Raw genomic sequence first — 19,200 nt, 5'->3', positions numbered from 1 at the left:
ATGCCACGCAGCCTGAAAAAGGGTCCGTTCGTCGACGACCATCTGCTCAAGAAGGTCGACGCACAGAACGAGAAGAACACCAAGCAGGTCATCAAGACCTGGTCGCGTCGGTCGACGATCATCCCCGACTTCATCGGCCACACCTTCGCGGTGCACGACGGCCGCAAGCACGTCCCGGTGTTCGTCACCGAGGCGATGGTCGGCCACAAGCTGGGTGAGTTCGCACCGACCCGCACGTTCAAGGGTCACATCAAAGACGACCGGAAGGCTAAGCGCCGGTGAGTACCACGACGACTGAATATCCCACCGCCGTCGCCAAGGCGCGTTTCGTGCGTGTGTCGGCGACGAAGGCGCGCCGCGTCATCGACCTGGTGCGCGGCAAGCCGGTGGCCGACGCGCTGGACATCCTGCGGTGGGCACCGCAGGCCGCCAGCGAGCCGGTCGCCAAGGTGATCGCCAGCGCAGCGGCCAACGCGCAGAACAACGACGGCCTGGACCCGTCCACCCTCGTGGTGGCGACCATCCACGCCGACGAGGGCCCGACCGCCAAACGCATCCGGCCGCGCGCACAGGGTCGTGCGTTCCGGATCCGCAAGCGCACCAGCCACATCACCGTGATCCTGGAAAGCCGGGCAAGCCGCGAGGACGAGGGTGGCCGGTCGGCCAGCGCGTCGCGGGCCCGCCGGGCGCAGGCCAGCAAGGCCGCCGCCGCCAAGAAGGCACCTGCGAAGAAGGCCAGCGCGGAGAAGGCGCCGGCCAAGAAGGCCAGCGCGGAGAAGGCACCGGCCAAGAAGGCCAGCGCGGAGAAGGCGCCGGCCAAGAAGGCCAGCGCGGAGAAGGCGCCGGCCAAGAAGGCCGCCGCGAAGAAGACTGCTGAAGCGTCCGAAGCGAAGGAGGGCTCGGAGTAGTGGGCCAGAAAATCAATCCCCACGGCTTCCGGCTCGGTATCACCACCGGCTGGAAGTCCCGGTGGTATGCAGACAAGCAGTACAAGGACTACGTCAAGGAAGACGTCGCGATCCGTCGGCTGTTGGCCACCGGCTTGGAGCGTGCGGGTATCGCCGACGTGGAGATCGAGCGGACCCGCGACCGGGTGCGCGTGGACATCCACACCGCACGGCCGGGCATCGTGATCGGCCGCCGCGGCACCGAGGCCGACCGCATCCGCGCCGATCTGGAGAAGCTGACCGGCAAGCAGGTGCAGCTGAACATCCTCGAGGTGAAGAGCCCGGAGTCGGTGGCGCAGTTGGTGGCCCAGGGCGTCGCCGAGCAGTTGAGCAACCGTGTCGCGTTCCGTCGCGCCATGCGTAAGGCGATCCAGTCCGCGATGCGCCAGCCCAACGTCAAGGGCATCCGCGTGCAGTGTTCGGGCCGCCTCGGCGGCGCCGAGATGAGCCGGTCGGAGTTCTACCGCGAAGGCCGGGTGCCGCTGCACACGCTGCGCGCCGACATCGATTACGGCCTGTACGAGGCAAGGACGACGTTCGGCCGCATCGGCGTGAAGGTGTGGATCTACAAGGGCGACATCGTCGGCGGCAAGCGTGAGCTGGCGGTGGCCCCGCCGTCGGAGCGGCCGCGTCGTGAGCGCCCGTCGGGCACCCGGCCGCGCCGCAGCGGTGCGTCGGGCACCACCGCCACGGGCACCGAAGCCGGCCGTGCCGCCTCCGGCGCCGAAGCCGCGCCCGCCGTCACCGAAGCTCCGGCTTCGGCGGCAGGCACCTCGGCCGCTGCCGGTGCCGCCGCGGAGACGACGACTGAGAACACGGAGAGCTGACAATGCTGATCCCTCGTAAGGTCAAGCACCGCAAGCAACATCACCCACGCCAACGCGGCCTCGCCAGCGGTGGCACCACGGTGAGCTTCGGTGACTACGGCATCCAGGCGCTGGAGCACGCCTACATCACCAACCGGCAGATCGAGTCCGCTCGTATCGCCATCAACCGGCACATCAAGCGTGGCGGCAAGGTGTGGATCAACATCTTCCCGGACCGCCCGCTGACCAAGAAGCCCGCCGAGACCCGGATGGGTTCGGGTAAGGGTTCACCGGAGTGGTGGGTGGCCAACGTCAAGCCGGGCCGGGTGCTGTTCGAGCTGAGCTACCCCGACGAAGAAACCGCGCGAGCCGCACTTACTCGCGCGATCCACAAGTTGCCGATCAAGGCACGCATCGTTACCCGAGAGGAGCACTTCTGATGGCAGTGGGAGTGACACCGGGCGAACTGCGCGAGCTGACCGACGACGAACTCAAGGACCGGCTGCGCGAGTCCAAGGAAGAGCTGTTCAACCTGCGCTTCCAGATGGCCACCGGGCAGCTGAGCAACAACCGCCGGCTTCGCACGGTGCGTCAGGAGATCGCGCGGGTCTACACCGTGCTACGCGAACGTGAGTTGGGCCTGGCGTCCGGGCCCGTAAGTGAGGATTCGTGATGGCTTCCAAGCAAGACCAGGCAACGCCCAAGGGGCCCAAGCACACTCCGCGGGCCGACAAGCCGCGCGGCCGCCGCAAGACCGCGATCGGCTACGTGGTCAGCGACAAGATGCAGAAGACGATCGTGGTCGAGCTTGAGGACCGTAAGAGCCACCCGCTCTACGGCAAGATCATCCGCACCACCAAGAAGGTCAAGGCGCACGACGAACACGGCGACGCCGGTGTCGGCGACCGTGTCTCGTTGATGGAGACCCGGCCGCTGTCGGCCACCAAGCGCTGGCGTCTGGTCGAGATCCTCGAGAAGGCCAAGTAGCCTCCAGCGCGAGCAGACGTAAAATCGCCCAATTTTGAAATTGGGCGATTTTGCGTTTCCCGGGTAGGACTGACCCGCCACGCAACGCGGCCGCGCATTGTCGCGCATCGGCGCCGGACGCTCGACCCGGACGGGCGGTTCGGTTCACGGCGAATCAAACGATTTCTGCGCCGCCCTTTGCTGCCTAACGTCGCCCTGGTTGTTTCGCCGTCGCGAGCTAGGAGCGTTGATGACTGTCATTCCGGGTGGATTTCGGGCGCCCACCCAGCGTGAGATCAAGGTGGGCGCGCAAGACGTGCACCGCTGGATTCAGGACATGGGATGGGAGGTCCCCGACGGCCGGTCGAAATACCCGACCAAGTACGAGTTCGACGGCGGAACGCGGGAACAGTTCAAGCTGATCGTCGGCGAGTACTGCCGGATGGAGACCGAAAAGGACGACCGGCAGTACGGCTCGCTGTTGGACAGCCTGGCGCGGCTGCAGGCGGGCGGCCGGATCGAGCCGCGGTGGGCCGAGGCGATGAAGTTCGTCACCACGTTCCTCGAGCTGGGCGAGTACTCGTCGATCGGCGGTTCGGCCATGCTGTTGGACGCGGTGGTCTCGCCCGAGCAGCGCAACGGCTACGTCGCGCAGGTCGAGGACGAGGTGCGGCACACGAATCAGCTTGGCTACCTGAAGAAGTACTTCGCGTCCCAGTACTACGACCCGGCCGGCTTCACCGGTTCGCGCGGGCACCGGCACGGCAACCCGTTGTTCTGGAGCAATCGCCAGCAGGCGTGCGAGACGTTCGTCTCCGGCGACCCGGTGCTCATCTCGCTGAACCTGCAGATGGTCGCCGAGGCGTGCTTCACCAACCCGCTTGTGGTGGCCATGACCGAATGGGCGGCGGCCAACGGCGACGAGGTCACCCCCACCGTCTTCCTGTCGATCCAGTCAGATGAGTTGCGGCACATGGCCAACGGCTATCAGACGATCGTGTCGGTCATCGAGAACGACCACAACATGCAGTACCTGCAGACCGATTTGGAGAACGCGTTCTGGATCCAGCACCGCGGCTTCAGCTCGATGGTCGGGCGGACCTTCGAATACGGCGCGGTGAATCGCGCCGAGCCGTGGGCGCAGACCTGGAACAACTGGGTCATCGAGGACTGGGGCGGCATCTGGATGGGCCGGTTCTCCAAGTTCGGTCTCGAGGCACCGAAGAACCTTGCCGACGCCAGCCGCGACGCGTACTGGGCGCACCACGACGCGTTCGCGGTCGCCTACGCGCTGTGGCCGTTCATCGGTTACCGCATCGAGCTGCCCAACGACACCGACAAAGAATGGTTCGAGCGCCACTACCCGGGCTGGTACAGCTCGATCGGGCGGATCTTCGACCGCTGGCGCGAAATCGGCGTCGAGAACCCGGCGAACCGCACCAGCCCCATCGAGCACCTCATCGAGCTGGGCAAGGTGCTGCACATCTGCCGGGTGTGCCAGTCACCGCTGCTCGGGCTGACCCCGCAGGCCCCCCAGAGCACCGGGTCGGTGCAGCGCCGCATCATCGAGTACGGCGGACGCAAGCACGCGCTGTGCTCGGACTGGTGCGAGCGGATGTACCTGCAGGAGCCCGAACGCTACACAGGGCAGAACTTCCTGGAGATCTTCGACGGCTGGGAGTTGTCGGAGATCATCCGCGCCACCGGTGGGGTGCGCAGCGACGGCCGCACCCTGGTGGCTCAGCCGCACCTGATGAGTGACTGGCTGTGGACCATCGACGATCTGGCCGCGACCCGCATCGTCGTTCGTGACCCCCACGTCGCCGGCGTCAGCTTCGAGAAGGGCTGAGCGGCGGTGACCAACACCTACCGGCGCAGTCTGCTCAACCCCGAGCACGACCTGCAACGCGAGCCGATCGAAACCCGACGCACCGCCGTCTATTTCGCCAACCCATACCGGCGGCGCCTCTCGGAGTACGAACAGGTCACCCTGTACGCGCAGCCCAACCCCGACTGGATCCGCGGCGGTATCGGCGTCGGCGGCTGGTCCACCCGATTTCCCGGTGGCCGCGGCGCGTGGGAGAACTACTTCACCGAAGCGCGCTGCACCGACTGGTTCGCGTTCCGCGATCCAGAAGGCCGATGGCAGAAGCCCTATGTCGCCGAGAAGGCCGACGAGTGGCGCACCGCCAGCAGGTTGTTCAACACCGCGGCCACCCGATCGCTGCTGCGAGGCGTCGATCCGAGGTGGCTCGACGCCGTCATCGGCGAACAGCTCGGCGCCATGGTCTTGCACGACTACGGGGTGTTCATGGCGTTGACGTCGGGCATGCGCGACAGCCTCGTCGACACCCTGCGGGTGGCCATCGTGAACTGGGGGCTGGACTACCTCGACAGCGCCCAACAGATCCAGGCCGAAAAGGTCTACCTCGGCCAGGCGGTCGCCGAACCGATCACCGAGCTGGAACCGGCACGGCATATGTGGCTGAGCCATCCCGCGTACGCGGGCGCGCGCACGTTCGTCGAGCATCTCTGGCGCGACGGCTACGACCACATCGAGGTGTTGTTCGCGCTCGCCCTGATCTACGAGCCGCTGTTCGGCCGATTCGTCCGCCAGGAGTTCTTCTACCGGCTGGCGCCGCTGCACGGCGATCATCTGACCCCGCAGGTGCTCTGGGCGTCGCTGCGCTCAGCGGAGGCGGCCCTCAGCTGGAACAGGGAGCTGTTCGACCGAATCCTGGGCAACGACAGCGAGTTCGGCGGCTACAACCGTCGACTGATGGCGTGGTGGGCACGGCGCTGGCTGCCGCGTGCGGTGGCCGCCGTCGCCGACATCGCGGTGCTGTTCGACGCGACCGAAGCGGCGCAGCGCCCCGGGGTGCAGTCGGCCCGGCAGGTGTTCGACACGCTGGCCGGTGAATGGGCCCGCGACCTGGCCCCGATCTGGGAGTCGGAGCTGACGGCACGCCACCTGCTCGAGCTCTATGACGACCACACCGAGGTCGGAGCGGCCCGATGACCGACGCCGCGCGCAACGCGCATCACGAGTCGGTCGGTCGGCGCGTCGCCAACGTCGACGTCGAGCGGCTCCGCGCCGACATGTACGGCGAGAACGGCGTGGTCGAGTCTCGACGCGTGGTGCTGGCCCTGACCAAGGCCGACGAGATCGAGGCCACCGTGGAGTGGCTCGCCGAACGCCACGAGGACGACCCGAGTTTCACCATCGAGGACTGCGGCACGTTCTACCGCATCGACTGCCTCGAGGGCTTCCAGATCGACGCCGACGAGATCGGCGAACTGCTCGGGCGGCCGTTCTCGGTCTACGACCTCTTGGTCAACGTGTCGACCACGATCGGACGCGCATACGTCAACGGCAACGTCTTCGCGATCACCACCGACCTCATCGGCTGGGAAACCGAGGTGCCCCGGTGAGCGCCGAGTACAAGGTGGCCCTGACCTTCGAAGGCGCCGATCGCATCGATATCGCTTGCCGCGCAGATGAAGACGTCATCACCGCGGCGCTGCGCCAAGGTCATCTGCTGCTCAGCGACTGCCGCGAGGGCAGTTGCGCGACATGCCGCGGATTTCTGGTCGACGGCGATTACGACCAGTTGCTGCCGCACAGCCCGCACGCGCTGACCGATGCCGAGGAGGAAGACGGGATCGTGCTGGCCTGCCGGCTGCGGCCGTCCAGCGACCTCGTGATCGATTTCGACTACCCCGCCGACCGGGTGGGCCGCTACGAGGACGGCACCCGAAACGGCCAGATCGTCGCCGTCGACCGCGTCGCCGACACGGTCGCGCGGATCACCGTGCGCACCAACGCCGCCCAGGACCCGTTCCAGTGGGAGCCCGGCCAGTACCTGCAGATCACCCTGCCCGCGGTCGGCGCCACCCGCGCCTACTCGATGGCCAACACCCCCGACGGCGGCCGCGAGCTCGAGTTTCTGATCAAGTTGCTCGCCGACGGGAGGTTCTCCGGGCACCTCGCCGCCGACAAAGCCCTGGGGGAGCCCGTTCGGCTTCGAGGCCCATACGGGCAGTTCGTCTTTCGAGGCGAACCCCGGCCGGTGTTCGTCGCCGGTGGGACGGGTCTGGCTCCGGTGCTGGCCATCCTGAGGTCCTTGGCGCCCGCCACCGAGGCCCGCCTGGTGTTCGGCGCCGCGCAGGAGTCCGAGCTGTTCGCCCTCGACGAGCTGCGGTCACTGCGCCAGACACTGCCTCATCTGGACGCGGTCGTCACCGTCGAACGTCCCACCGAAAGCTGGTCCGGTGCAACCGGTCCGGTGACAGACCACCTGGACCCGATCGACCCGACACGGGCGTACTACCTGTGCGGTCCGCCCGCGATGATCTCCGCGGCCGAGCTGCGGCTGCTCGCCGCCGGGGTGCCCCGCGACCACATCCACACCGAACGATTCCTCGAGACAGGAGACCAGCAGCCATGAGCCGGCCCGTCAAGACCACCGCCGGCGCGACACCGCGCACCGAATATCCGCCCTTCGGTGACCAGTCGCTGCGCGCGCAATGGACCGAACGCCTCAACGCGCTGACACGCCTCGACGCGGCCCTGGACCTGCTGCTCGACTGGCGCGCCGGCCGGGCGGGCAACCCGCTCGAGGAAGCCGACTTCTTATGGATCGAAGCCCGCATCGAGGACAAGGTGGCGGTGCTCCGGTTCGCCGAGCGCTCCGGCGAGTACATCGACACCACCGCCCTCACCGGGGAACCCATCGCCGCGGTGTGTGAATCGGCGCTGGCGCAGGCGCGGGCCGCCAACGACGTCGCGGCGCTGGAGGCGGTGGTGGCCGCGTTCCGTCGTCGCTACAAACCCCCGGTGCTGCCGTCGGTCCCGTTTCTGCGCACCGAAACCGAGCTCACCGAACTGCTCATCCGCCGCCGCACCAAGGGCTGGTACGACGAGCCGCTGAGCGAGCTACGCGGCAGGCGCAACGCCGTCCTTGTCACCGAATCAGACGTCACCCAGTAACAACCTAGGAGACCTTCATGCCAACCCTCGAATTCCTCCAGCAGTCAAGCGCATTGGGCTATCTGCTGCTGTTCGGCCCGGGAATCGTGCTGCTGCTGATCGCGCTCGTCGTGCGGGGCGCCGTCAAAACGACCCACAACTACGTCATCTCGGGCCGGTTGTTGGGCTTCGGATTCGGCGTGGCCTCGCTCATCTCGGTGTGGACCTGGTCGATGGCGGTGATGCTGTCGTCCGCGCAGGCCTACACCTGGGGAACATCGGGGCTGGTCTGGTTCATCGTGCCCAACGGGCTGGCGGTGATCATCATGGTGCCGTTCGGCTTGAAGGTCCGCAAGAAGATGCCGTCCGGATACACACTGGCCGAGTTCATCCGGGCCCGGTTCCAGACCGGGCTGAGCAGTGTGGCCACCCTCGTCTTCCTGATCGGCACCCTGCTCGGCGTCATCATGATCAACCTCGCCGGGCTGGTACTGGTGATGCACACCATCTTCGGGCTGACCCCGATCAGCATCGTGGTCACCGGCATCGTCGTCGTCACCGTCTACTCCTACTTCGGTGGGCTGACCACCTCGGCCATCACCGGCACCGCCAACACCCTGCTGCTCGGGGTCGGTTCCTCGGTCGTGGTGCTGTACGCGCTGGCCAAGGCCGGGGGAGCCGAGCTGGTCTTCAACGAGGTGCAGGCACAGGGAAACGACTATCTCAACCCCCTCAACCCTGTCACGGCCGCCAGCTTCGGCCTGGCGCTGGCGCTCGGCCTGCTCACCAATGTCATTGCCGACCAGTCGTTTTGGCAGCGGGTGTGGGCCATTCGGCCGCGTGACCTGGGGCGCAGTTTCCTGTGGGCGGGTGTGTGGTTCTACCCCATTCCGCTCGCGTTGGGCCTGCTCGGGTTCATCGGCCTCGCCGCCCACGTCGCACCCGAGCAGCTCGGCCCGCTCGGCAACGGCGCGATCGGGCCCTACGTGATCGCCAGCCTCGGACTGCCCGTCATCATCATCGCCCTCTACACCCTGGTGGTGGTAAACGCCTGCTTCGCGGCCATCGACGGCGCGCTGTCCGGAGTCACCTCGCTGGTGGCCGTCGACATCGTGCACCGGTACTGGCCCGGCGTGTCGGAGCGTCGCCTGCTCACCATCACCAAGAGCAGCATGATCGTGGCGGCCGCCATCGCCGGCGGGGTGGTGTTGACCGGTATCGACTACGTCAACCTGGTCACCACCGTCTACTTCTACGTGACCAGCCTGCTGGTGCCCGTCACGCTGAGCATCTTCTGGTCCCGGATGACCGGAACCGGTTACGTCGCAGGCGTCGTCGCGGGCATCGTCGTCGGCGGCCCGATCCGCGAAACCCTGGGGCCCACGTATGGACCCCTGTTCGGGATCATCGCCCTGATCGCGGCGTCGGCGGTGGTCTCGGTGGTGGTCAGCCTCCGGGAGAACACCGTGTTCGACTACGACAGCCTGGCGGGCAAACCCGCGCTGCTGGACACGAAAAACGTTGGGGCACCTGAGGAAGTCGGCGAGCCTGCGGGCCAGGCGTAAGGACAATCAGAAAGGCAAAGTTGTGGTCATCTTCTATATCGGCGCCGCCGTCGGCATCGTGCTCGCTGTCACGTACCTGACGGTCGCGACGCGAAGCTTCCTCCGGATCCGGCGCGAGCTGCTGGACAGCAACCATGTGGTGCTGGACGACGCATACGGCACCGCTGCGACCGAAGACGTGTCCATTGTTCCCGGCTTCGGCTGGAAAGCGTCGGTGGCCGTTGCCACCTCGTTCATCGTGTTGGTCATCGCGTCGTACAGCGGGCTGTTCTGGTACGTGCTGGCCCTCAGTGGGCTCGGCACCGCGACGGCGGTCATCGTCGCGTTCGTGCTGGAACTGCGCGGCGACCGGGCCAGGGGGCTGGTGGCATGACGAAGAGCAAGAAGAAGACGCACCTGCTGGGCTTCGTGCAGCACGGCGTGATGAACCACGCGTCGACCATGTGGGCACACCCCCGTGACAAGGTCGGCTATCACTGGTCACGCCCGGAGTACTGGCGCGATCTCGGCCGCATCATGGAACGCGGCCTGTTCGACGCGATGTTCATCGCCGACGAACTGGCGCCCTACACCACCTACAAAGGCAGCTCGGATCCCGTCGTCAAGTACGCGGGCCAGTGCCCGGTGCATGAGCCGGCCACGCTGGTACCCCTCGTCGGAGCGTTCACCCAACACCTGGGCATTGGCATCACCTTGTCGACTTCCTTTGTGCCGCCGTACATGATGGCCCGGCACCTGTCGACGCTGGACCATCTCACCAACGGCCGCGTCGGCTGGAACATCGTCACGTCGTACTCCAAGAGCGAGTTTCAGGCGATGGGCAAGGAGAACCTGACGCCGCGCGACAAGCGCTACGAAGTTGTCGAGGAGTACATGCAGCTCTGCTACCAGCTGTGGGACTCATGGGATGACGACGCGATCATCTACGACCGCGAGAACGGCGTGTTCGCCGACCCGGCCAAGGTGCGTGAAATCGACTTTCAGGGCGAGTTCTTCCGCTCCAAGGGCCGCCACTTCGTCGCACCCTCACCCCAGAAGCGGCCGGTACTCTGGCAGGCCGGATCGTCCGACCACGGCCGCGAGTTCGCCTCCAAACACGCCGAATCCGTGTTCGGAATCTTTCCGACGCCGAAGAGCATGCGGACATACGCCGACGACATCCGCACCCGTGCCGACAATCACGGCCGCGACCCCGACTCGGTGAAGCTGATCTACGGTCTGCAAACCGTCATCGACCGCGACAAGTCCCGCGCCAACGACCGGTACGCGGAGTTGGTGGAGAAGGTGCAGATCGAAAGCGCGCTCGGCATCCTTTCCGGCCACACCGGTTTCGACTTCTCCACGCTCGGCCTCGACGACAACGTCGTCGACGCCGACGTGCAGGGGATCCGCGGACTGTTCGATGCGATCCTGGAGGCCAAGGACGGCGCCCCGGTGACCGTGCGGGAAGCGGCGCAGATCTACGGGGTGTCGATGGGCGCCCCCGTCGCGGTAGGAACCCCGGCTGACGTCGCCGACCAGATGGAGCACTACCTCGACGACGGCGGCTGCAACGGGTTCATGCTCCTGGCCACCGACACACCCGGCTGCTTCAACGACGTCACCGAACTGCTCGTCCCGGAGCTTCAGCGTCGCGGACGCTACCGCACCCGCTATCCGGGAACGACGTTGCGGGAGAGCCTGCGGGAGTATTGACGCGCCGCGGCGCGCGCGAATCTTTTTCCGCTGGTAGCGTCCCGAAACGCGAAATTGTCATATTCCGGTCGCGCGCCGGGATTGCATGCATACTGGTTTGCAGTGACTCGGGGGGATCATCGTTTGTCGAAGGGCGTGGTCGTGGCGTGCGCCCTGATGCTGGCGCTTGCGCTGGCGGCGCCGCCGGCGTGGACGCAGCCCGGCGACGGAGGCGTGGTGGCCGACGCGCCCACGCTCGGCCTGGATGTCCTCGGCGCGACGCCGACGTTGGCGTTCTACGGCGATCACGGTGTCATGTCGATCACCGTGCCGGTGCCGCAAGGATTGGTTCCCGAAAGCGTCGACGCGCTGGTGGAGATGCCGGTCAACGTGGGGGTCGGCACCATCACGGCCACGCAGGACGACCGCACCCTGTCGCGAGTGCCGCTGCCTCCCGACGGCGGGCCGGTCGCGATCCCGTTGACCGGGGTGAGGATCGACGACAACGCGGCGACGGTGACGTTGCGAAGCTACCTCGTCCCGATCGAGGGCTACTGCCTGGATCCGTCGAATCCGCTGCGGCTCGTCAACACCGCCGTGCGGTACGGCGGGGTGGAGGCCGCGCCGACCACGGTCGCCGACTTCCTGCCGCCGGTGTTGCGCCGGCTCAACCTGTACCTACCGGAATCACCCACCCGCGCGGAGTCGGAGGCCGCGATGCGGCTGGCCACCACGGTCGTCGCGCACTACGGCGAGCAGTATCCCGAGGTGACGGTGAAACCTCTTGGTCCAGACCAGAATTCACCCGGGCCGCTGGAGCGCACCGTCGTCATCAGGGAGAGCCGCGACGCCGGCGTCGCTTTGCAGGGCGACGCCGGTGTGCCCGCGCTGCAGATCACCGGATCCGCCGACGCGCTCTCCGATCAGGTGCGGATGCTGACCAGCGACGTGGGCCGGCTCGCGCTGAGCTCGAAGGCCGTGGCCGGACCGCTGCAATCGAGCCCGGTGCTGCCTGCCGACGTGACCACGCTGCGCAAGCTCGGCCAACCGGGCGTGAACGCGACGGCGCTGGCCCCGCAGGTGACGATCGGATTGGATCAGACGCGCCTCGGCCGGTCAGCGCACAACATCCGGGTGCACCTGCGTGGCTCGTACACGCCGTTGCCGTCATCGGTCGGTGGTGACCTCGTCGCGTCGATCGCCGGCGAGACGATCGACCAGTGGCCCACCGACGAGTCCGGGGTGATCGACCGCTGGGTCAACGTCCCCGATGAGCTGCTCCAGCGCTACCTCAATCTCGGTGTGGCGGTGCGAATCGCCGGAAACACCGGGCGCTGCGGTGAATTCCAGCCGATCACGCTCACCATCGACGGCGACAGCCCGGTGCAGAGCACCGCGGCCAACCCGCCGCTGCCCGGCGGGTTCCAGTCAATGCCCCAAGCGCTGATGCCACAGGTGGACGTCGGCGTCGACGAGGGCTTCGACGGCACCAGGCGTGCGGTGGCGCTCATGGTCGCCCTCCAGCGTCTCAGCGCGCGGCCCCTCGGCATCACGGTGATGTCAGTCGGCGATGCGGTCGGGTCGGCCAACCCGGCCGTGCTGGTGACCGCCGACGGATGGTCGGATGACCGGATCACGCTGCCCGTCAACGCAACTTCGCGCGGGCAGATCACCGTGTCTTACGTCGACGGGACTGTCAACGGGACCGCCGAGGAAGCCACGATCACGCTGGATCCCGCCCGCCCGTTCGGATCGCTGCAGACGGTCTACGACGGTGACCGCGCCGTGCTGGTCGCCACCTCGACCCACGGGCCCGCGCAGCTCGACGATCTGCTGAACTGGATCAACTCCGACGTCAAACGGTGGGCGCGGGTCGACGGTGACGCGCTCGTCGCGGTGCCCGACCGAAGCCCCGTCGTGGTGGCCACCGGCGCGGCGACGCAACCGGATGTGGTGACCGCCGAGGACCGATTCCCGTGGTCGTGGGTCTTGCTGGGCGTCGTCGCTGCGGCGGCCCTCGTGGGTGCCACGCTGATCACGTTGCGCAACAGGCGGGCCCGAGGTCGGCCATGAGCACCGCCACGGCGGAACCCGCGGCGTCGCCGGATCGCTCGCTGCTGTCGCGGTGGTACGGCCTGCATCCGTTCTATCGGCTGGCGGTGCGCTGGGCGTTCATCGGCGCCTGCACCGCCGTGGCGTTTCACGAGAGCATCCGAAACGTCCTTCGAACCACGTACAACCAGGGCGTCGGCGGGTACGTGTGGGTGGTACCCGCGGCGGCTGTGCTGGTGGCGATCGGCGTCGCGCGCCGAAACCGCAACGAATTGCCGATTCACGACCGTCAGACCGACATCATCGTCGGCACGATGGGGTTGGTGTTGGCCGTGCTCGTCCAGGGAGTGCTGGTCCCGCGGTTCGGGCTCTACTTCCACCTGCTGCGCCTGGACCTGGTGGCCGCGTGGCTGTTCGTGCTCAGTTCCAGCATCGTGCTCTTCGGTCTGCGCCCCGTCATCCGCTTCAGGTGGGTGTGGGCGTTGATGTTCATGGTGTTCTCGCTGCCGTACTACCTGTCGGTGGTGTTCCTCGGCGGCGGGAAGTTCGCCGCGGGCGCGTCCACGATGATCATCGCGGCCATCGGCACCGGTATCGGCGTCGGACGCACGTTCAGGCGCGGATTCATCGGGTCGTTGGCGGCCTGGGTCGTGGGCTTCGCCGCGCTGATCGCGATCGGTTTGTTCGTCAACTCCGCACCAGTGTGGGTGTACCAACTCGTACCGGCGCTCACCGCGATATCAGGTGTGGGTATCGCGATGTACTTTCAGTCTCGGCGGGGCATGCCCAAACGCGTTTTCGAACGAAAGGTGGAACCGCTTGCCTCCGCGCAGGTTTGGGGCGGCGTACCGTTGGTGATCGCGGTGACGCTCGTGCTCGCGTTCATCGCGTTGCCGCCGCAGTCCGCTTCGTCACGGCTGTCTCGCACCGCCCCCGGCCCGCTGATCTCGGGTCAGCCGTTGGTCGTGCCACCGGGTTGGACCTTGAGTGGCTACGAAGAATACGACTGGGTGCGCCGGTTCTACGGCGGCGGCACCGTGCTCGTTCGGCAGCGGATGACGGCCCTGCGCGGAGACGCCCGCTTCGACAAGTTCGCCCGTCCCCGCACGGTTGTCGTCGACAGCATGGTGACCGGGCGTCCGTTCGCGTTCGAACTGTATCCGGTGCGGGTGCTCTACGACCTCGCCGAAGCGCGCATCAGCTCGCCGCAGCCGATCGACCTCGGAAACGGCACGACCGGGCTCATGTACTCGGTCCTCGACGACAAGCTCCTGCTCACCTGGAATGCGTTGACGTTCGGTTGGGGCGACAGGCAACAAGGCCAGTACGTCACGGTCTTCGCGGTCGACAACCACGAACCGGATGCCCTGTTTCCCACGCCCTCCGACAGCATGGTGTCCACCCTTCGCACGCTGTTCACCATGCTGTTCCGGGGTAACGCTGTGCTCAACGAGGACGCACCGCGGTTCAAAGACGGTGAGCTGCTCGGCGAGTTCGGACATGCACTCGTGGCAGCCCAATTCGACGCCGCGAGGCGGCGATGACCACGAACATCGACGACCACGCACCCCGCGAAATCAGCGAAGCGACACGGGCATACGCGCTCCACCGCGCGATCAACGGCCTGCGGGACGACAACCCCATGCACTCGGCATCCACCTCGATCGTGCGGTGGCAGCGGTGGGTGCTGTGGGGTGTGCTCGTCGCCGTCGCCGTCGGCGTTGTGTCGCACCCGATGACCACGGCCGTGGTGCTGGTCGCCGCGTGCACGCTGGCCTACCTGTTGACGATGCTCGACCGGGTGCTGATCTTCCGGGAGGGGCTGGCGTCGCGCGCGATCGTGGTCACCAACGACGAGGCGCGCGCACTGCCGGACGATGAGCTGCCGCGCTACACCATCCTGGTCCCGGCCTACAACGAACCCGAGGTCGTCGGCGACCTGATCGCGTCGATGGCCGCGCTGGAATATCCGCGTGACAAGCTGCAGGTGCTGCTGTTGCTGGAGGCCGACGACGCGGTGACCATCGACGCCGCCAAAGCGTGTGCGCAGTCCGATGCGATCGAGATTCTGTTGGTCCCGCCTGCGGAGCCGCGCACAAAACCCAAGGCGTGCAACTACGGCCTGTATTTCGCCACCGGTGACATCGTGACGATCTACGACGCCGAGGACATGCCCGAGCCGTTGCAGCTTCGTCGGGTGGTTGCGGCGTTTCGCCGCCTTCCGGGGAAGACGGCCTGCGTGCAGGCGAAGCTGGTGTACCACAACGGCCATCAGAACATGCTGACCGCGTGGTTCACCGCCGAGTACGCGTTGTGGTTCGGTTACCTGCTGCCGGGCATGATGATGAGCACCTCACCGATCCCGTTGGGCGGCACGTCCAACCACCTGCGCCGCAGCGTGCTGGACGAGATCGGCGCGTGGGATCCGTTCAACGTCACCGAGGACGCCGATCTCGGACTGCGCATCGCCGCGAGCGGATACCACACGGCCGTCATCGACTCGAGCACGCTCGAGGAGGCCAACAGCGATCCGATCAACTGGATCCGCCAGCGGTCCCGCTGGTACAAGGGCTATCTGCAGACGTGGCTGGTACACATCCGCCGGCCCGTTCAGCTGTTCCGCACCATCGGGTTACGCGGGTTCGTAAGGTTCAACCTGGTGTTGGGCGGCACCCCGATCGTCGCCGTCTTGAACCTGGCGTTCTGGCTGATCACCATCCTCTGGTTTCTCGGCCAGCCCGCGGTCGTCGAAGCGGTGTTCCCCTGGTTCGTCTACTTTCCCGCGCTGATCGCGCTGGTGCTGGGTAACGCCACCACGCTCTACATGAACCTGATCGCGCTGCGCGAAGACGACCGCTCGGACCTGCTGCTGGCGGCGCTGACCGTGCCGGCGTTCTGGCTGATGATGAGCATCGCCGCCGCCAAGGGCTGTTATCAGCTGATCCGCAATCCGTCCTACTGGGAGAAGACCTTTCACGGGCTGGCCGAACAACCCGATGAGGCCGGGGAACCGGAGTGACAGGGGCCGGGTGGTCGAACCGTCGGCTTCGGGTGACGGTCTTCATGATCGCGCTGGCGGTCTATCTGGCCGTCGGATACTGGCTGCACGTGCGACACGGGTTCATTCTCGGTGACGCGCTGTCGCGGGTGTCGGCGGCTCAGTCGGTGCTGTTCAGCCGTGACCCGCATTTGGCGGCAATCGGTTTCATCTTCACCCCGCTGACCGCGGTGGTGCAGATTCCGGCGATCGCGCTGAGCCCGCTCTGGCCGGAGATGACCGAGCGGGCGTTCTCCGGAACCATCATGTCGGCGGTCTTCATGGCCGGCGCGGTGGTGCAGATCATGAGCATGGGCACCGACCGGGGACTGCCGCGCTGGTATGTGCTGACGGTCACGGCGTTGTTCGCGCTCAACCCGATGATCGTCTTCTACGGCGCCAACGGCATGAGCGAGGCCCCGTTTCTGTTCTTCATGTCGTGGGCGGTGCGTCGGCTCATCATGTGGATGGTGGACGACGACGTTCACCATCTGGTGACGGCGGGCGGTGTCGCGATGGGCCTGGCCTACCTGACCCGCTATGACGCCGTGGCCTGTATCGGGGCCGCGGGCATACTGGTCGGTCTGACCACGTATTCGCGTGCCCGCCCGGCACCGCGGATGCGCCGAGCGCTGCTGGACCTGATCATGGTCAGCGGTCCCGGCCTGGCGGCGTTCCTCGGCTGGGCCGGGGTCAGCTGGCTCATCACCGGAGAAGCGTTCGGGCAGTTCACCTCGCAGTACGGCAACGCCGCGATCCTCGAACAATCCGGCCACACCGCACCGGGTTTCGGCGAAGGGCTCACGTTCTCGGCGGTCTGTGTCATGTTGCTGGCCCCGACGTTGATTCCGCTCGCGATGTGGGTGGTGGTGCGTCGCCGCCGCACGCCCGACTGGCATGTACTGCTGGCGCCGACGGCGATCTTCGGTGCGGCGCTGACGTTTCAGGCCGTCAGCTACGCCACCGGGTCGACGTTTCCGTTCCTGCGGTTCTACATCGTGGCGATCCCGCTGGCGGCGTGCCTCGCGATGCTCGCGGTGCCCGACGGCGTGCTCGCACCCGCCAAGCGGCGCGGTAAGTACGCGCCGGCGTTGCGCCCAGAGCGGACCGAACCACGTCGGCGCCTGGCGGCCTATGTGCCCGTGGCGGCGGCGTTCGCGGTGGCCGTCCCGGTCACCGCGTGGGGGATGGGACAGCCCGAGTACGCGCCGCAGGAGTATGCGCTCGGCGCGGTGCTGGCACCCCAGCCCGACAGCGTCACCGAGCAGAAGGCCATCGAACACCGCATCGCGGCCAGCTTCTCGACCGAACGGGAGATCGCGGATTACCTTGAGTGGCTGAACCTTCCGGACGGCTCGGTCATCGTCGACACCGAGTACGGATTCGCCATACTGGCGGCCTCCAAGCGCCCGCGAATGTTCGTCGTGCCGTCCGATCCGGACTTCACCGCGGCGCTGAACGAACCCACCGCGCACGGCGTCAAGTACCTGCTCGCGGTGCCCCGCGCCGGCCGCGGCACCGCCGACGCGCTGAACCTGCGTTACCCGACGCTGTACGACACCGGCGCCGACCTCGCCACTCTCGAGCTGGAGATCCCCAACAACGGTGACAGCCAACCCGATTGGCGGCTCTACCGGGTCCACGACGTATCACCGGCGAGTTGAGTACGGCGGTTGTGCGGATTCATCCGCGACACGCCGGGACGCGCGTATGAAACCGCACAACCGGGGCCGACGGCCGGCGACTACCGCACCCGGGTGGCGATGCCGTCGAGCAGTTGGCGCAGCCCCGAGCGGAAATCGGCCTCCCGGTCGCTGTCGGCGTCGTCCAGCACTCCGTCGGCCAGCGCCGCGCTCAACGCCGGAAACCGGTCCTCGTCGATGACGCGTCGAAGCAGGGCCGGATAGTCGGGGCCGGCGACGTGGTCGGCCACGATGTGGACCGCCGCCGCGCCGCGCACGAAGTGCAGCACGACCATCACCGCGGCGAACTTGTCGCGTTCGGACAGCCCGGTGTCGCCCAATGCCGCCAGACCTGCCTCCAGCCACCTCAGCTGGCCCGGATCGGCAGGCGGACCCGCCGCGGTGGCCTGCAGAATCCAGGGGTGCCGATGGTAGAGCGACCACAGGCTCTCTGCCCAATTACCCAGGGCCACACGCCAATCGGAGGAGTCCAAAATCGGCGGCGTGCTTGTGGCCTCCGAGAGCATGAAGGTCACCAGCTCGTCCTTGTTGGCGACGTGCCGGTACAGCGACATCGTCCCGCAGCCGAGCCGCGCGGCCAGCCGGGCCATCGAGAGTGCGCCAAGACCGTCGGCGTCGGCCAACTCGATGGCCGCGGCGACGATACGTTCCCGGCTCAGCCCCGCCGACCGCCTGGGTGCGCCCGGCTCGCTCCACAAGATCTCCAGCGCGCGGGGCAATGGAGGATCGCTCATTTGTGGTGAGGATAGCCGATTGCACGGTGCGTGCGTATGCCGTACGCTTTGTGCGTATGACATACGCATCATCCACCACGCGTGGTCGATGGCTCGCACCCGCCCTGTTGCTCGTCGTCGCGGCGTTCCTAGCCTATTCACTGCCGCCGTACTTCACCGGAGGCTCCCGGGTTGAGCCGACCTTCGCGCTGCACTACCCGTTGCTCGTGGGCCACGTGATCTTGGGCGGCATCGCGATGGTTGCCGCCGTCGCGCAACTGTGGCCCGGACTGCGCCGCCGGTATCCGGCCGTGCACCGGCGCACCGGGCGCGTCTACGTCGGTGCCGCGGTCCCCGCTGCGGCGTCGGCCATCGTGATCGGTGCCGCCACGCCATTCGGCCCGGTGCTGGCGGCCAGCAATGTCGTGCTCGGCGCACTGTGGCTGTGGTTCACGCTCAACGGGCTCGCCGCGGCCCGCAGGCGGAGCTTCGCCGAGCACCGGCGCCACATGGTTCGCAGTGCGACGCTGACGCTTTCGGTCATCACCAACCGAATTTGGTCGCCGATCATATTTCTTGCGTTCCATCCGTTGCAGGACACCGTGTTTGGCGGCAGCGAAGAACACTACCTGTGGTTCGTCGCCGGAACCGCGGGCTGGCTGGGCTGGCTGATTCCGTTGGCCGTCGTCAGCTGGTGGCTCGACAGAAAACCGGTTATGGCAACGTCGCCGAATCCTTAGCAAACCGTCGCTTGGCGCGTGTAGCCTG

Annotated in this window: 20 protein-coding genes; 19 read left to right on the top strand and 1 reads right to left on the bottom strand. The window is 67.0% G+C overall.

Annotated elements, in window-relative coordinates:
- The 18 genes from rpsS to G6N28_RS05655 all read left to right on the top strand — a co-directional run bounded on the left by rpsS (position 1) and on the right by G6N28_RS05655 (position 17,680).
- Positions 1-282: a 30S ribosomal protein S19 gene (gene rpsS / locus G6N28_RS05740; protein WP_007167837.1), complete on the top strand. Its 282-nt coding sequence runs from the start codon at positions 1-3 to the stop codon at positions 280-282.
- Complete coding sequence (gene rplV / locus G6N28_RS05735) at positions 279-908, top strand: 50S ribosomal protein L22 (RefSeq protein ID WP_163897975.1); 630 nt, start codon at positions 279-281, stop codon at positions 906-908. The genes rpsS and rplV overlap by 4 nt, the downstream gene beginning before the upstream one ends.
- Positions 908-1,774, top strand: coding sequence for a 30S ribosomal protein S3 (gene rpsC, locus G6N28_RS05730; RefSeq protein ID WP_163897972.1), 867 nt, complete (start codon positions 908-910; stop codon positions 1,772-1,774). Before rplV ends, rpsC begins: the two co-directional genes overlap by 1 nt.
- Positions 1,775-1,776: 2 nt before the next feature.
- Entirely contained in the window at positions 1,777-2,193 is a 417-nt protein-coding gene (gene rplP / locus G6N28_RS05725; RefSeq protein WP_046753689.1) for a 50S ribosomal protein L16, read from the top strand.
- A complete protein-coding gene (gene rpmC / locus G6N28_RS05720; RefSeq protein WP_046753690.1) occupies positions 2,193-2,426 on the top strand; it encodes a 50S ribosomal protein L29 in 234 nt (77 codons plus the stop codon). Before rplP ends, rpmC begins: the two co-directional genes overlap by 1 nt.
- Positions 2,426-2,740: a 30S ribosomal protein S17 gene (gene rpsQ / locus G6N28_RS05715; RefSeq protein ID WP_163897969.1), complete on the top strand. Its 315-nt coding sequence runs from the start codon at positions 2,426-2,428 to the stop codon at positions 2,738-2,740. Before rpmC ends, rpsQ begins: the two co-directional genes overlap by 1 nt.
- 229 nt (positions 2,741-2,969) lie before the next feature.
- The gene (locus tag G6N28_RS05710; protein WP_163897966.1) at positions 2,970-4,568 is read left to right on the top strand and encodes a ferritin family protein; all 1,599 of its coding nucleotides are present in this window, start codon (positions 2,970-2,972) and stop codon (positions 4,566-4,568) included.
- Positions 4,569-4,574: 6 nt separating this feature from the next.
- Positions 4,575-5,738 (top strand): ferritin family protein, encoded by a 1,164-nt coding sequence (locus G6N28_RS05705; protein WP_163897963.1) that lies wholly within the window; start codon positions 4,575-4,577, stop codon positions 5,736-5,738.
- Positions 5,735-6,151 carry an MmoB/DmpM family protein gene (locus tag G6N28_RS05700; RefSeq protein ID WP_163897959.1) on the top strand — a complete coding sequence of 139 codons (417 nt, stop codon included), beginning with the start codon at positions 5,735-5,737 and terminating at the stop codon, positions 6,149-6,151. The genes G6N28_RS05705 and G6N28_RS05700 overlap by 4 nt, the downstream gene beginning before the upstream one ends.
- Positions 6,148-7,167, top strand: coding sequence for an FAD-binding oxidoreductase (locus G6N28_RS05695; RefSeq protein WP_163897954.1), 1,020 nt, complete (start codon positions 6,148-6,150; stop codon positions 7,165-7,167). Before G6N28_RS05700 ends, G6N28_RS05695 begins: the two co-directional genes overlap by 4 nt.
- Positions 7,164-7,709: a methane monooxygenase gene (locus tag G6N28_RS05690; protein ID WP_163897951.1), complete on the top strand. Its 546-nt coding sequence runs from the start codon at positions 7,164-7,166 to the stop codon at positions 7,707-7,709. The genes G6N28_RS05695 and G6N28_RS05690 overlap by 4 nt, the downstream gene beginning before the upstream one ends.
- Before the next feature lie 17 nt (positions 7,710-7,726).
- The gene (locus G6N28_RS05685) at positions 7,727-9,253 is read left to right on the top strand and encodes a sodium:solute symporter family protein (RefSeq protein ID WP_163897946.1); all 1,527 of its coding nucleotides are present in this window, start codon (positions 7,727-7,729) and stop codon (positions 9,251-9,253) included.
- Positions 9,254-9,275: 22 nt separating this feature from the next.
- The gene (locus tag G6N28_RS05680; protein ID WP_163897942.1) at positions 9,276-9,626 is read left to right on the top strand and encodes a hypothetical protein; all 351 of its coding nucleotides are present in this window, start codon (positions 9,276-9,278) and stop codon (positions 9,624-9,626) included.
- Positions 9,623-10,948, top strand: coding sequence for an LLM class flavin-dependent oxidoreductase (locus G6N28_RS05675; RefSeq protein ID WP_163897939.1), 1,326 nt, complete (start codon positions 9,623-9,625; stop codon positions 10,946-10,948). Before G6N28_RS05680 ends, G6N28_RS05675 begins: the two co-directional genes overlap by 4 nt.
- 141 nt (positions 10,949-11,089) lie before the next feature.
- Complete coding sequence (locus G6N28_RS05670) at positions 11,090-13,000, top strand: hypothetical protein (protein ID WP_235674472.1); 1,911 nt, start codon at positions 11,090-11,092, stop codon at positions 12,998-13,000.
- On the top strand, positions 12,997-14,523 hold the full coding sequence (locus tag G6N28_RS05665; protein WP_163897936.1) for a hypothetical protein: 1,527 nt from the start codon (positions 12,997-12,999) through the stop codon (positions 14,521-14,523). The genes G6N28_RS05670 and G6N28_RS05665 overlap by 4 nt, the downstream gene beginning before the upstream one ends.
- Positions 14,520-15,998 (top strand): glycosyltransferase, encoded by a 1,479-nt coding sequence (locus G6N28_RS05660; RefSeq protein WP_163897932.1) that lies wholly within the window; start codon positions 14,520-14,522, stop codon positions 15,996-15,998. Before G6N28_RS05665 ends, G6N28_RS05660 begins: the two co-directional genes overlap by 4 nt.
- Before the next feature lie 44 nt (positions 15,999-16,042).
- Positions 16,043-17,680, top strand: a complete 1,638-nt coding sequence (locus G6N28_RS05655; RefSeq protein ID WP_163905868.1) for a glycosyltransferase family protein — start codon at positions 16,043-16,045, stop codon at positions 17,678-17,680.
- Between the two features lie 80 nt (positions 17,681-17,760).
- Here the strand turns inward: G6N28_RS05655 and G6N28_RS05650 are convergent, their stop codons facing one another.
- Positions 17,761-18,453: a TetR/AcrR family transcriptional regulator gene (locus tag G6N28_RS05650; RefSeq protein WP_163897929.1), complete on the bottom strand. Its 693-nt coding sequence runs from the start codon at positions 18,451-18,453 to the stop codon at positions 17,761-17,763.
- Positions 18,454-18,509: 56 nt separating this feature from the next.
- On the opposite strand from G6N28_RS05650, the gene G6N28_RS05645 reads away from it, so the two are divergent.
- On the top strand, positions 18,510-19,172 hold the full coding sequence (locus G6N28_RS05645; RefSeq protein ID WP_163897926.1) for a DUF2306 domain-containing protein: 663 nt from the start codon (positions 18,510-18,512) through the stop codon (positions 19,170-19,172).
- Positions 19,173-19,200: the final 28 nt, after the last annotated feature.

Source organism: Mycolicibacterium pulveris, assembly GCF_010725725.1.
GTDB classification, from domain to species: Bacteria; Actinomycetota; Actinomycetes; order Mycobacteriales; family Mycobacteriaceae; genus Mycobacterium; species Mycobacterium pulveris.
Note: the sequence above shows the minus strand (reverse complement) of the source record. Positions and strands in the feature narration are given on the sequence as shown.